12 protein-coding genes and 1 other annotated feature are annotated in these 14,269 nt (G+C 52.6%); of the genes, 6 read left to right on the plus strand and 6 right to left on the minus strand.

Annotation, left to right across the window (positions count from 1 at the left end):
* Positions 1-6: 6 nt before the first annotated feature.
* The 3 genes from trpD to ACKQAD_RS10820 form a co-directional block, all read right to left on the minus strand.
* Positions 7-1,005 carry an anthranilate phosphoribosyltransferase gene (trpD, locus tag ACKQAD_RS10810; RefSeq protein ID WP_409160212.1) on the minus strand — a complete coding sequence of 333 codons (999 nt, stop codon included), beginning with the start codon at positions 1,003-1,005 and terminating at the stop codon, positions 7-9.
* 62 nt (positions 1,006-1,067) lie between these two features.
* Positions 1,068-1,646, minus strand: a complete 579-nt coding sequence (locus ACKQAD_RS10815) for a glutamine amidotransferase-related protein (RefSeq protein WP_409160161.1) — start codon at positions 1,644-1,646, stop codon at positions 1,068-1,070.
* Positions 1,646-3,208 carry an anthranilate synthase component 1 gene (locus ACKQAD_RS10820; protein ID WP_409160162.1) on the minus strand — a complete coding sequence of 521 codons (1,563 nt, stop codon included), beginning with the start codon at positions 3,206-3,208 and terminating at the stop codon, positions 1,646-1,648. The genes ACKQAD_RS10815 and ACKQAD_RS10820 overlap by 1 nt, the downstream gene beginning before the upstream one ends.
* A 30-nt stretch (positions 3,209-3,238) precedes the next feature.
* Positions 3,239-3,343 (minus strand) — a sequence feature (Trp leader region).
* A 213-nt stretch (positions 3,344-3,556) separates the two neighbouring features.
* Here ACKQAD_RS10820 and rnm point away from each other — a divergent pair.
* From rnm to rluB, 3 genes are all read left to right on the plus strand, one after another.
* A complete protein-coding gene (gene rnm / locus ACKQAD_RS10825) occupies positions 3,557-4,447 on the plus strand; it encodes an RNase RNM (protein ID WP_409160163.1) in 891 nt (296 codons plus the stop codon).
* A gap of 124 nt (positions 4,448-4,571) precedes the next feature.
* Positions 4,572-5,192 (plus strand): L-threonylcarbamoyladenylate synthase, encoded by a 621-nt coding sequence (locus ACKQAD_RS10830; RefSeq protein WP_409160164.1) that lies wholly within the window; start codon positions 4,572-4,574, stop codon positions 5,190-5,192.
* Positions 5,193-5,353: 161 nt separating this feature from the next.
* A complete protein-coding gene (gene rluB / locus ACKQAD_RS10835; RefSeq protein ID WP_409160165.1) occupies positions 5,354-6,238 on the plus strand; it encodes a 23S rRNA pseudouridine(2605) synthase RluB in 885 nt (294 codons plus the stop codon).
* Between the two features lie 280 nt (positions 6,239-6,518).
* On the opposite strand, the gene cobO is transcribed toward rluB, so the two are convergent.
* Positions 6,519-7,109, minus strand: a complete 591-nt coding sequence (cobO, locus tag ACKQAD_RS10840; RefSeq protein ID WP_409160166.1) for a cob(I)yrinic acid a,c-diamide adenosyltransferase — start codon at positions 7,107-7,109, stop codon at positions 6,519-6,521.
* An 18-nt stretch (positions 7,110-7,127) separates the two neighbouring features.
* On the minus strand, positions 7,128-7,889 hold the full coding sequence (locus ACKQAD_RS10845) for a YciK family oxidoreductase (protein WP_409160167.1): 762 nt from the start codon (positions 7,887-7,889) through the stop codon (positions 7,128-7,130).
* A gap of 362 nt (positions 7,890-8,251) precedes the next feature.
* Between ACKQAD_RS10845 and sohB the strand changes: the two genes are divergently transcribed.
* Positions 8,252-9,298 (plus strand): protease SohB, encoded by a 1,047-nt coding sequence (gene sohB, locus ACKQAD_RS10850; RefSeq protein ID WP_409160168.1) that lies wholly within the window; start codon positions 8,252-8,254, stop codon positions 9,296-9,298.
* Between the two features lie 75 nt (positions 9,299-9,373).
* Here sohB and ACKQAD_RS10855 read toward each other — a convergent pair whose 3' ends face one another.
* The gene (locus tag ACKQAD_RS10855) at positions 9,374-9,643 is read right to left on the minus strand and encodes a YciN family protein (RefSeq protein ID WP_409160169.1); all 270 of its coding nucleotides are present in this window, start codon (positions 9,641-9,643) and stop codon (positions 9,374-9,376) included.
* 370 nt (positions 9,644-10,013) lie between these two features.
* On the opposite strand from ACKQAD_RS10855, the gene topA reads away from it, so the two are divergent.
* Complete coding sequence (topA, locus tag ACKQAD_RS10860; protein ID WP_409160170.1) at positions 10,014-12,611, plus strand: type I DNA topoisomerase; 2,598 nt, start codon at positions 10,014-10,016, stop codon at positions 12,609-12,611.
* Between the two features lie 651 nt (positions 12,612-13,262).
* Positions 13,263-14,237 (plus strand): HTH-type transcriptional regulator CysB, encoded by a 975-nt coding sequence (gene cysB / locus ACKQAD_RS10865; protein ID WP_409160171.1) that lies wholly within the window; start codon positions 13,263-13,265, stop codon positions 14,235-14,237.
* Positions 14,238-14,269: the final 32 nt, after the last annotated feature.

The following is a 14,269-nucleotide window of genomic DNA, read 5'->3' on the forward strand; positions in this document are numbered from 1 at the left end:
GTTCCATTATCCTCTGGCGGACAGGGCGATAACGCGCTGATAAGCTTGTCCGCTATGAATGACTTCAAGTGCCTGTTGCGCATTCTGGCGCAGATCTTCCTGTCCGAACAATCTCAGGAGCAGCGCAACATTGGCGGCAACCGCCGCGGCGTGCGCGTGTTCACCTTTACCTTGTAGCAGTGACGCGAGAATGTCACGGTTTTCTTCTGGTGTACCGCCTTGTAATGCGGACAGTGGGTACGCATCAAGACCGAAATCGCGGTGCGTCAGTTCGTAAGTTTCGATCTTGCCATTGTGTAATTCGGCAACGTGTGTCGGCGCATGAATCGCAACTTCATCCATCCCACCGCCGTGTACGACGGCGGCACGCTGGTAGCCCAGCACTTTCAGCGTTTCGGCAATAGGGCGAACCAATTCAGGGCTGTACACACCAATCAGCGCCAGTGGCGGGCGAGCAGGGTTAACTAGCGGCCCCAGCACGTTGAAAACCGTGCGGGTTTTGAGCTGCTGGCGCACCGGCATAGCATGGCGAAACCCCAGATGGTATTGCGGAGCAAACAGGAAGCACACGCCCAGATCGTCCAGAGCCTGACGTGAATCTTGCGCGCTCATATCCAACTTAATACCGAAGGCAGAGAGCAAATCGGAGGAACCGGAGCGGCTGGATACGCTGCGGTTGCCGTGCTTGGCGATTTTCAGGCCGCAACTGGCAGCGACGAAAGCACTGGCAGTCGAAATGTTGATGCTGTTCGTGCCATCACCGCCTGTGCCGACAATATCGGCAAATAAATAGTCAGGACGGGGGAATGGCTGCGCATCGGCCAGCAATGCCGTGGCGGCACCGGCAATCTCATCGGGGTGCTCGCCGCGCACTTTCATGCTAATCAGCGCAGCAGCCAACTGGCTGGCTTCCAGCTCGCCACGGATAATGGCACCAAACAGCGCCTGACTTTCCTGACGGCTGATGTTGTCCGAGCGGTATAATTTTTCCAGTATATTTTGCATGGTGGCGACATCCTGAGCAGAAAACGGTTGTATAGAAGACAGTTGCATAATCGTATCCCTCGTTAAGCCAGCGCCCAGTCCAACGTTTGTTCCAGCAGTCGCGCGCCGTGTGTGGTCAGAATCGACTCCGGGTGGAATTGGAAACCGCAGACACGGTCAGCGTCGTTACGCACCGCCATGACCATCGTGTTGAAATGCGCGTTGACGGTCAGCGTAGAAGGAATACGGCTGCCGACCAGCGAGTGGTAGCGGGCGACCGGTAATGGATGCGGCAAACCGCTAAACATACCGCTGGCATCGTGGTCGATGGCCGATGCTTTGCCGTGCAGGATTTCGCCTGCCTGACCAACATGGCCGCCATAAGATTCCACAATGGCCTGATGGCCGAGGCAAATACCAATAATCGGCAATTGACCGCGCAGACGTTGCAGCAGTTCCGGCATGCAGCCTGCTTCAGCCGGTGTACCGGGGCCGGGGGAAAGCATCAGAATCGGTTTTTCCATTTGCTGTAACCGCGCGATGATGACATCGGCAGGCAGATGGTTACGGTAAATCACAACCTGATGGCCGCTGGCACGCAGTTGATCCACGAGGTTGTAGGTGAATGAATCGATATTATCGAGCAGCAGAATGTCGGCCATCAGAAGATCTCCTTTGCATGGTGCGCACTGGCAATGGCTCGCAGTACGGCCCGGGCTTTATTACGTGTTTCGTCGGCTTCGGCCTGAGGGTTCGAATCCAGTACCACGCCTGCGCCAGCCTGAACGGTCGCAATGCCGTCTTCGACATAGGCGGAGCGAATAACGATGCAGGTATCCAGATCGCCGTGTGCGGTGAAGTAACCCACTGCGCCGCCGTAGCTGCCGCGACGGGTTTTCTCACTTTCGGCAATCAATTGCATTGCCCGGACTTTCGGTGCGCCGCTCAACGTGCCCATATTCATGCAGGCGCGGTAGGCGTGCAGCACATCCAGATCTTCACGTAATGTTCCCACCACGTGAGACACCAGATGCATCACAAAGGAATAACGGTCAACTTTGGTCAAGTCAGCAACGTAACGGCTGCCCGGTTGGCAGATTCGTGCCAGATCGTTACGGGCCAAATCCACCAACATCAGATGCTCTGCCAGCTCTTTATGGTCGGTACGCATTTCCAACTCAATACGGCTATCGAGATCGCGATCCAGCGAGCCATCGGCGCGGCGGCCGCGCGGACGAGTGCCGGCAATCGGGTAGATTTCGATTTGGCGGCTGTCGGCATCGTATTTCAGCGAACTTTCCGGCGAGGCACCGAACAGTGTGAAATCCTGATCCTGCATGTAAAACATGTAAGGACTTGGGTTGTTATCTTTCAGCGTTTGGTAGGCAGCCAGCGGTGATGGGCATGGCAGAGAGAAGCGGCGCGACGGCACGACCTGAAAAATTTCACCGATGCGGATGGCTTCCTGCATTTGGCTAACGACCTCGCCGAAGGCCTCATCGCTCTGATTGCAGCTCAGCGTCATATTCTCAATGGACTGGCTCGGCAGTGCGGGTGCTGGTTGAGTAAGCTGAAATTGCAGTTGTTCCAGACGCTGTTGCAGACGCTGCTTTTCGCTGTGGTTCGGCGTAAACAGGCTGGCTTGCAGCACGGTCTCGTGTTTTTGGTGATCGAGCACCAGCAGCGTTTCTGCCAGATAGAAACAAAAATCCGGGCAGCGCTGTTGCTGGCTCAGCGCGGGTAACGCTTCAAATCCGGCAACCAGATCGTAGGCGAACAAACCACCGAGGAACATGGCTTCACGTTCGTCTGCCGGGCAGGAGACCAGCGTCAGAATCTGGCGTAAAGCATCAAAGACCGACAGCGAACGCAGACGAGCGTCTTCATCCTGCATGACGTCTGCTGGTGGGAAGGTGAGTTCACGGCCATTCGGACGCGGCTGATTAATAATTGCCGCAGGCAGTGCAGCATCCAGACGCGGCAGGAGGCTGGCGCCGTTTGCCGTTAAGGCCTGAATGGAAACGTCTTGGCCCAGAGCAGTGATACGCAGCGCGCTATCAACGATTAACAGGCTTTTCAGGTTTTCCTTACTGTCGATTTCAGCCGACTCTAACAGCAACGTTGCAGGTCTGGCACCGCAGAGCTGATGGAAGATGGCACTGGGGTCGTTACGGTAAACGGCCTTGGTGCGCAGCAGTTCCAGTGTAGGTTGTGTTGTTTGCATTCTTGCTACCCGTTTAATGTTGTGCCCATCAAATAAAAGCCCGCTGAGTTAAGCGGGCCAGGGAATATCTGCATGTGTGATAACAGCGATGCGTGATTAGTCCACCCGCGAGAGAGAAGAGCACCACCAAGCATGTTTCATCATTTTCTGTGTTACCATTATCATCATCTCGCGGTTTGTGTTCGGATTACTGCACTGAGCTTGCGTACTAGTTAACTGGCTCAGTGGTGGAATGTCAACACCTTCAATATGATCATTTTATTACTCAGTAAACGGTGGACATTACCATTTGCTTCCTATGAATGGCATCATGCGGCTTTCGTATGATTTTTATTAATGGATAGGCTTGTGCCAGAAGATTCCCAACCGATATCGTCATTCCCACTTTATGATCTGCATAGCCACACGACGGCATCTGATGGCGTTTTAACGCCAACAGCGCTTGTTCAGAGGGCGGTAGATATGCGGGTGAGCGTGCTGGCGATAACCGATCACGACACGACCAGCGGACTTGAAGAAGCACAACATGCAATTGCCCAACAGGGATTACCGCTGAGACTGATTCCCGGAGTGGAGATTTCCACCCTGTGGGAAAATCATGAGATCCATATTGTCGGGCTAGGAATGGATATTGCGCATCCAGCGCTAAGCGGATTGCTGCAACGACAGGCGGAGTGTCGGCAGCGTCGGGCTGAACAGATTGCGACACGGCTGGAAAAAGCTCGCATTCCCGATGCGCTGGCTGGTGCACAGCGTCTGGCAATGGGAGGACAGATTACGCGGGCGCACTTTGCGCGTTACCTCATTGAGCAGGGTATCGCGGCGAACATGAATCAGGTGTTCAAAAAATATCTGGCGAAAGGTAAAACCGGTTACGTGCCGCCACAGTGGTGCAGCATCCCGCAAGCCATCGAAGCGGTTCATCAATCCGGCGGCGTGTCGGTGCTGGCGCATCCGGGGCGCTATGATCTGACGGCCAAATGGCTAAAGCGCCTGCTAGCCACGTTTGCAGAAAACGGCGGGATGGCGATGGAAGTGGCGCAATGTCAACAGGCACCGGATGAACGGACGCAACTGGGTCGCTATGCGCGAGATTTCAACCTGATGGCATCACAAGGTTCGGATTTCCACCTGCCGTGCGCCTGGATCGAGTTAGGTCGCAAGCTGTGGCTGCCTGCCGATGTCGAGCCAGTCTGGCACCATCCGTTACTGGCAGATTTGCCGCGTATCATGGCGTAATGCCATCGCGATCCTATGAAATAACAATCTTTTACCTCCGACACGTTCTATAATAACCCTATTGCACGATGACGCGGGTTGAAATGTGCAACGCCGCGAAATGTCAGACGTATGAGGTAGGGCCATGAGTCAGTTTTTCTATATTCACCCGCAGAATCCGCAGCCACGATTGATCAACCAATCGGTGGAATTTTTGCATAAAGGTGGAGTGATTGTTTATCCAACGGATTCCGGTTATGCGCTGGGCTGTATGTTGGGCGAAAAGAACGCGTTGGAACGCATCTGCCGGATTCGCGATCTGGGTAGCGATCATAACTTTACGCTGATGTGCCGCGATCTGTCCGAACTCTCGACGTATGCCCACGTTGATAACACGGCGTTCCGGTTGATTAAAAATAATACGCCGGGCAACTACACCTTTATTCTGAAAGCGACGAAAGAGGTCCCTCGTCGTTTAATGAATGAAAAGCGTAAAACCATCGGCCTGCGCGTGCCCTCCAATCCTATCGCGCTGGAATTACTGGCCGCGTTGAATGAACCCTTGATGTCGACAACGCTGATGCTGCCGGGAAATGATTTTGCCGAGTCCGATCCCGAAGAAATTCAGGAAAGAGTGGGCAAACAGGTGGATTTGATTATTCACGGCGGTTCGCTGGGTCAACAGCCGACGACGGTTATCGATCTGACCGAATCCGTGCCGCGCGTCGCCCGTGAAGGTACCGGCGATGTTACGCCGTTCCTGTAAGCGTTGCGACAGACTGTAACAATGGGAATACAAATGGTGCGAAGATCGGTATAATCGCGCCAGCATTGAATACTACGAACGATTTTTACGTAACTGGCTGAATTTTATCGGCGGTTATGACTCCCCCCGACGCCTGGGAAGGCGACACTAGAGGTTGCTCAATGAGCGAAAAGTTACAAAAAGTTCTGGCGCGTGCCGGACATGGCTCACGCCGCGAAATTGAAGGTATCATTCAGGCTGGACGCGTCAGCGTTGACGGTAAGGTTGCCACACTGGGTGATCGCGTTGAAGTGACGAAAGCCACCAAAATCCGTATTGATGGCCATGTGGTTACCGTTAAGGAAACCGAAGAAACCGTGTGCCGCGTACTGGTGTACTACAAACCGGAAGGTGAACTGTGTACGCGTAACGATCCTGATGGCCGTCCGACGGTGTTTGACCGTCTGCCGAGAATTCAAGGCTCTCGTTGGGTGGCGGTAGGGCGTCTTGACGTGAACACGTCCGGTCTGCTGTTGTTCACGACTGACGGTGAGTTAGCCAATCGCCTGATGCACCCCAGCCGCGAGGTTGAGCGTGAATACGCTGTGCGGGTCTTCGGTGAAGTTGATGACGAAAAGATCAAACAACTGAGTAAAGGTGTACAACTGGAAGATGGGCCGGCGTCATTCCGTACTATCCGCTATCAGGGTGGTGAAGGTCTGAACCAGTGGTATAACGTTACGCTGACCGAAGGGCGCAACCGTGAAGTTCGCCGTTTGTGGGAAGCGGTCGGCGTGCAGGTTAGCCGCCTGATTCGCGTGCGCTACGGCGATATTACGCTGCCGAAAGGTCTGCCGCGCGGCGGCTGGGCAGAGATGCCGCTGGAACAGCTGAATTACCTGCGTGAGCTGGTGCAACTTCCGGCTGAGACGGTATCGAAACTACCGGTTGAGCGTGAGCGCCGTCGAGTGAAAGCGAACCAGATCCGTCGTGCGGTAAAACGCCATAGCCAGATTAGTACCGCTCCGGCCCGTCGTACGTCTCCAAAGCCGAAGCGCAACGGCTAATCGTGTTAGCCCTATGCTTCACGGGCACCGTAATAGGCTGTTGACAAACCTATTTACCGAATGAAAACGGGCGTAACGGAATAGAAGAGTAAAGCGTTTGCGCCAGGGACAAAAACGCCAGGAACGTTTTTGAACGTTGCTGGCGACGGCCCTGAAAGGGTGAATCTCAGGATGAGATTCATATTCGCGCAATCCGAGCTGACATGGATGTACTTGCAGCGTCTTTACGGTCTATCCGTTACTCCCGTGCGCTGGCCTTTGTTAGCAATAAAGCTAACGACTACCAGTCAATGCCTTGTTGTGCCTGAATTCCACTATCAAACGCATGTTTTACCGGGCGCATTTCCGTCACGGTATCGGCCATTTCCAGCAAGTCACGATGGCAACCGCGGCCGGTAATAATGACCGTCTGTCCAGCAGGACGCTGTTTTAATGCAGTGACAACGTCACTTAAATCCAAATAGTCATAGCTAAGCATATACGTCAGTTCGTCCAGCACGACGAGATCGAGCTGTGGGTCGGCTAGCATCCGTTTGCCATGCTGCCAGACCTGCTGTGCGGCTTCCGTATCTGTCTGGCGGTTCTGCGTCTCCCAGGTGAAGCCGGTCGCCATGACCTGAAATTCCACGCCGTGCTGTTGCAGCAGGTTCTTCTCACCGTTTGGCCACTCGCCTTTAATAAACTGAATCACGCCCGCGCGTAATCCGTGACCGATTGCCCGCGTGACGGTGCCAAATGCGGCCGTGGTCTTGCCTTTCCCATTGCCGGTGAAAACAACCAAGATACCGCGCGTTTCATTCGCGGCGGCAATGCGGGCGTCGACCTTTTCTTTCAATCGCTGCTGACGCTGCTGGTGGCGTTCATCGCTCATCGTGCGTGTTCTTCTCTATTATTCGGCTGGACCGGCTTTTCTGCCCGGTTGTGCGTCAAAACTCATCCCCGTCTTGCGGCGACTGTCATCGCCCATCAGATAGAGATACAGCGGCATAATATCTGCCGGCGTTTTTAGTCTCATCGGATCTTCGTTGGGGAACGCTGAGGCGCGCATTCCCGTACGCGTTCCGCCGGGATTAATACAATTCACGCGCAGATTTTGTGAACGATATTCTTCAGCCAGCACTTGCATCAGGCCTTCTGTCGCGAACTTGGATACGGAGTAGGCTCCCCAGCCGGCGCGACCTTCGCGGCCTACGCTGGAACTGGTGAAAACCAGAGATGCGCAAGGTGATTTCAATAACAGAGGCAGCAGCGCCTGTGTCAGCATAAAGGTGGCGTTGACATTGACCTGCATAACTTGATGCCAGATCTCCGGCGTTTGCTCTGTGACAGGCGCGATCTCCCCGAGTAGCCCGGCGTTGTGGAGAACACCGTCCAGGTGCGGCACAACCTGCGCCAATTCGTCAGCCAGTTGAAAGCACTGCGCGGAAGATAAAGCCAGCATATCGCAGACAACTACGTGTGCTGGCGTACCGTGTTCCTGCTCAATCTGTTGCTTAACTGCCTGAAGTTTGCTTTCTGTTCGCCCTAATAAGATGACATGTGCGCCGTAGCGGGCATAGGTCAGGGCGGCTTCCTTGCCAATGCCGTCGCCAGCGCCGGTGACCAGAATGATGCGGTTTTGCAGTAAATCGATTTTAGGCTGGTAATGCACAATGAATTCCTCTTGCCGTGGCGCAAAACAGCCACGCTTCAGATAATAGACCTGCCATCTTGTGTTGGCACGGCGAGACACAACTGTGTCGGGCTGCGTCGCTCGGAACGCCAGATGACGGCGCATTTGGGCAGGGTGAATGGGGGTGTTATGCCTCAAATGTCGACCGTTTTCAATGAGACTGCCTCTATTTCTTCCTGTGCTGTTGCAAAAAGCAGCAATAGGCATAAAAACGCAGGAATAACATCGCCATATTGCGTGCCATCAGTTAGGTTATAGGAAGGGAATGGCGCACGACGTCAACGCCATGGTTGGTGAGTAAACCAACATTAATTAATACGCAGTCAATGAGGACGGTGTTTGTGGAATTACTTTCTCTGTACGGTTTATTCCTGGCTAAGGTATTCACTATCGTGGTGGCTATTGGGGCGTTAGTCGTTCTGGTATTTGGGATGACGCAACGTAAACGCCAGCATAAAGGTGAGTTGCAGGTCATGAACCTTGGCGAGCAATATCAGGAAATGCAGCGCGAAATGCAGACGGCCTGTATGAGCGACACCGAACGGAAGCTGCTATCGAAACAAGAAAAGAAGAAAGATAAAGAAACGGCGAAGCAAGATAAACAGCGCGCCAAACGTGGCGAGGGAAAAAGTGTAAAACCGTGCCTGTACGTTCTCGATTTCAACGGCAGTATGGATGCGGGCGAAGTGAGCTCGCTGCGTGAAGAGATTTCCGCCGTGCTGGCTGTCGCGAAGCAACAGGATGAAGTGCTATTACGTCTCGAAAGCCCCGGCGGTGTGGTGCACGGCTATGGGCTGGCGGCCTCGCAATTGCAACGTTTACGTCAAGGCGGTGTACGCTTGACCGTTGCCGTGGATAAAGTGGCTGCCAGCGGTGGCTATATGATGGCCTGCGTGGCTGACCGTATTGTAGCGGCCCCTTTTGCGATAGTAGGGTCTATTGGTGTCGTCGCGCAGATTCCCAATTTCCATCGTTTGCTGAAGAACAAAGACATTGATGTTGAGCTGCACACCGCCGGTGAATTCAAACGTACGTTGACGCTATTTGGTGAAAATACCGAACAAGGCCGTGAGAAATTCCGCGAAGATCTGAATGTCACGCATACGCTGTTTAAGGATTTTGTGCAGCAGATGCGCCCTTCGTTGGATATTAATGCGGTGGCGACGGGAGAGCACTGGTTTGGCACGCAGGCGAAAGATCTGGGGTTGATTGACGCCATCGGGACCAGTGACGATTTGCTGATTGCGGAAATGGCCAGCCATGAAGTATTAAGCGTTCGCTATACGCGTCGTAAACGCCTGCTGGATCGTCTGACGGGCAGCGCAGGGGACACGGCAGAACGACTGATGCTGCGTTGGTGGCAACGGGGTTCAAAGCCTCTGCTGTAATCGCTTAGCGTAGCGGTTTGCACAAATTAAATGCCCGCGAATTTGCGGGCATTTGTATTTAATCCATCATACTATTTAATCGATCAAGTCGTATTTTTCGGATAAAACATGTGCAAGGTGCTTGAACATGTTAAATACCGCAGTGCTTTTTAAGGTTGGCATTCCATTCTCATCGAGAAAAAACTCACCACGAAAAACCAGCACGCCGTTTTTTTGTTCTACGCTATTTGCGACCATGCCATGCAAATAGTCATCGTGATGTTTAATGATGTCATTGGCTTCAACTAATAAGCTCTTGCGGTCAATAGGGCGCTTTTCTTTGTTAACCTGATGTTCAGATGACATGATTCTTACTCCTGTACTCACCCTTGAAAAAGTGGGGCGTTGCACTATATCAGCAATGCTGTTTCGAAAATCAACACAGCGATTTCACCCCTCAATCGGGTTATTTTAAACGCGGCACAAAAAGAAAGGGTACTGCGATACGGTTTCAGCGTAAAGCGTAGATTATGATGCAAATAGGCTACATTTTAGGGGCTTACCTGCCGATATTCAGTGTGGCCGGATGCGGATAAAACAGGATTTCCACGCTAATTAGGTTGCGTGACAGTATTTATCAGGTAGAGTGTGGGATTTTGCGCAGTCAGTAGAATCCGCATCTGGATGCCCCGAAAAATATCTGATTTTCAGAAGAATTCAGCAGGTAATAGTACATATGGGTAAAGCTCTCGTTATCGTCGAGTCCCCGGCAAAAGCCAAAACGATCAACAAGTATTTAGGCAATGACTACGTGGTGAAATCCAGCGTCGGTCATGTACGCGATTTGCCGACGAGTGGCTCAGTCAGTAAAAAGAGCGCGGACTCAACGAAAGATAAAACGAAAAAGAAAGTCAAAAAGGATGAGAAATCCGCGCTGGTTAATCGTATGGGCGTCGACCCTTATCATGGCTGGAAAGCTAACTACGAAATACTACCGGGTAAGGAGAAAGTGGTCTCCGAATTAAAAACGCTGGCGGAAAATGCCGACCACATCTATCTCGCAACCGACCTTGACCGCGAAGGGGAAGCCATTGCCTGGCACCTGCGGGAAATCATTGGTGGTGAAGATGAGCGTTTCAGCCGCGTGGTGTTTAATGAAATCACGAAAAATGCCATTAAACAGGCTTTTGAAAAACCAGACACGTTGAATATTGACCGTGTGAATGCGCAGCAGGCGCGTCGGTTTATGGATCGCGTGGTGGGTTACATGGTATCCCCGCTGCTGTGGAAAAAAATCGCCCGCGGCTTGTCCGCTGGACGCGTGCAGTCGGTTGCGGTGCGCCTGATTGTCGATCGCGAACGCGAAATTAAAGCGTTCGTGCCGGAAGAATATTGGGAATTGCACGCCGATTTGCTGGCTAGCAGCGATGTTCAACTGCAAATGCAGGTGACGCACCATAACGGTAAACCGTTCAAACCAGTTAATAAAGCGCAAACACAGGCGGCGGTTAGCCTGCTTGAAAATGCTCGTTATAAGGTCGCCGATCGTGAAGATAAGCCGACCAGCAGTAAGCCGGGAGCGCCGTTCATCACCTCTACGCTGCAACAGGCTGCCAGTACACGTCTTGGTTTTGGCGTGAAAAAAACCATGATGATGGCACAGCGTCTGTATGAAGCGGGCTACATTACTTACATGCGTACCGATTCAACGAACCTCAGTCAGGATGCATTGACGATGGTGCGTGGCTATATTAGCGAAGAATTCGGCAAGCGCTATCTGCCTGAATCAGCAAATCTTTACAGTAGCAAAGAAAACTCTCAGGAAGCGCACGAAGCGATTCGTCCTTCCGATGTTGGCGTGCTGGCAGAGAGCCTGAAAGATATGGAAGCCGATGCACAGAAGCTGTATCAGTTGATTTGGCGCCAGTTCGTCGCCTGTCAAATGACGCCTGCGCAATACGACTCCACCACGTTAATCGTGGAAGCCGCAGATTATCAACTGCGTGCGAAAGGCCGTACGCTGCGTTTCGATGGCTGGACGAAAGTCATGCCTGCGCTACGTAAAAATGATGAAGACCGCACGCTGCCAACCGTGGCGGTGGGCGAGGTGCTGTCTCTCCAGAAGCTCCTGCCAGGGCAACACTTTACTAAACCACCGGCGCGTTACAGCGATGCCTCTCTGGTTAAAGAGCTGGAGAAACGTGGCATTGGCCGCCCGTCTACCTATGCGTCTATTATTTCGACCATTCAGGATCGCGGCTATGTTCGGGTGGAGAACCGTCGTTTCTACGCCGAGAAGATGGGCGAAATCGTTACCGATCGACTGGAAGAAAACTTCCGCGAATTGATGAATTACGATTTCACCGCCCGGATGGAAAGCCGTCTCGATCAGGTCGCCAATAATCAGGCTGAATGGAAAGGCGTGCTGGATGAGTTCTTCAACGAATTCAGTCAGCAGTTGGAAAAGGCCGAGCAGGATCCTGAAGACGGCGGCATGCGACCTAATGCGATGGTGTTGACCAGTATCGATTGTCCAACTTGTTCGCGTAAAATGGGGATTCGTACCGCCAGTACCGGGGTGTTTCTGGGCTGTTCCGGCTATGCGCTGTCGCCGAAAGAACGCTGTAAAACCACGATCAACCTGATACCAGAAAACGAAGTGCTGAACGTGTTGGAAGGCGATGATGCTGAAACCAACGCGCTGCGCGCCCGCCGCCGCTGCGAGAAGTGTGGCACGGCGATGGACAGCTACCTGATTGATAATCAGCGCAAGCTGCACGTTTGTGGCAATAACCCAGCCTGTGACGGGTATGAGATCGAAACCGGTGAGTTCCGCATAAAAGGCTATGATGGCCCGATTGTTGAGTGCGAGAAGTGTGGTTCCGAAATGCATCTCAAAATGGGACGTTTCGGTAAATACATGGCGTGTACCAACGAGAGCTGTGGAAATACGCGTAAGATCCTACGCAATGGTGAGGTTGCGCCGCCGAAGGAAGATCCGGTGCCGCTACCTGAGCTGCCTTGTGATAAGTCCGACGCCTATTTCGTGCTGCGTGACGGGGCGGCCGGGGTTTTCCTCGCTGCCAATACGTTCCCGAAATCTCGTGAAACGCGGGCGCCGCTAGTAGAAGAACTGGTACGTTTCAAGGATCGCTTGCCGGAAAAACTGCGTTATTTGGCGGAAGCTCCGGTGGTTGATAAAGACGGCAATAAGACGCAGGTGCGTTTCAGCCGTAAGACTAAACAGCAATATGTCTCGTCAGAAAAAGACGGCAAGGCAACAGGCTGGTCAGCGTTTTACATTGATGGCAAATGGGTTGAAGGGAAGAAGTAACTTTTTTCTGTCACCCAGCGTGTAACTGAGTTATGCGCGATAAATCGCGACATCAAGCCAGCCGTAAGGCTGGCTTTTTCGATCGCAGAAAATATCTAGATAAAACAAATGTATGAAGATTGTTCTGCGGTAGCATGAGGATTGTTGATCCGTGATAGAGAATCGTGCGGTTTACCTTGGTGATAATCGCACGCACTGTGTTCTTTATCGTTTCGCTATGTAAAAATGGTCATATAAAAATAATTTTTATGATTAAATGACATAAATTGATAGAAATATGCGCCAGATGGTTAAGGCGTAGTCAAGGTCAATATACCCCAATAATTCGAGTTGCAGAAAGGCGGCAAGAGAGGGACAAATTCGTCGGGAACGAATTTGACCAGCCAAAGGCTGGCCTTCGGTGAGAGACAGGATGTCTCTCATTTCATCCCGATGAGCTTACTCAGGTAAGTGATTCGGGTGAGTGACAAATCTGCCAGAGGCAGATTTGAACGCTGCTTGCAGCGGCCCCTACGGGGCGAGGTACACGTAAGTGTGCCGAGTAACGTAGCCAACGCATATGCAGCTTGAAGTTTTACGGGTATAAAACGGAACGTCGCCAGAACGTCGTGAGATGCCACGCGCACACTTCAATTGGGAATGGGATAAATTATGAAACTACAACAGCTTCGTTATATTGTTGAAGTTGTTAATCACAACCTGAATGTATCTTCTACTGCAGAGGGGTTGTACACCTCCCAGCCGGGGATCAGTAAACAGGTCCGCATGCTGGAGGATGAGTTGGGCATTCAGATTTTTGCCCGTAGTGGAAAACACCTGACACAGGTGACACCAGCCGGACAGGAAGTCATCCGCATTGCACGTGAAGTGTTGTCGAAAGTCGAAGCCATCAAAGCGGTTGCCGGAGAGCATACCTATCCCGATAAAGGATCGCTGTACGTGGCGACCACGCACACGCAGGCGCGCTATGCGCTGCCAGGCGTCATCAAAGGTTTCATCGATCGCTATCCTCGCGTGTCGCTGCATATGCATCAGGGCTCGCCGACGCAGATTGCAGAGGCCGTAGCGAAAGGGTCTGCGGATTTTGCTATTGCGACCGAAGCGCTCCACCTGTACGACGATCTGATCATGCTGCCGTGCTACCACTGGAATCGCGCGGTGGTGGTAAAACCCGATCACCCGCTGGCCTCCAAAACAGACATCTCCATTGAAGAGCTGGCCGCTTATCCCATCGTTACTTATACCTTTGGTTTTACGGGCCGTTCCGAGCTGGATACCGCGTTTAACCGTGCGGGGCTGACGCCGCGTATCGTCTTTACCGCCACGGATGCCGATGTGATTAAAACCTACGTGCGTTTAGGGCTGGGTGTGGGGGTGATTGCCAATATGGCGGTCGATCCGCAAACGGAAACCGATCTGGTGACCATCAACGCGAACAGTATTTTCAGCTACAGTACAACGAAAATCGGCTTCCGCCGCAGCACGTTCCTGCGTAGCTACATGTACGATTTCATCCAGCGTTTTGCGCCGCATTTAACGCGAGATGTCGTCGATACTGCGGTTGCACTGCGTTCAAATGATGAAATAGAAGCGATGTTCAAGGACGTCACGCTGCCAGTGAAGTAAGTGTCGTTCAGGACGAGTCACCAACGTAAAAA

Origin of the sequence: Pectobacterium artocarpous, from assembly GCF_046159765.1 — a bacterium.
Lineage (GTDB): Bacteria > Pseudomonadota > Gammaproteobacteria > Enterobacterales > Enterobacteriaceae > Pectobacterium.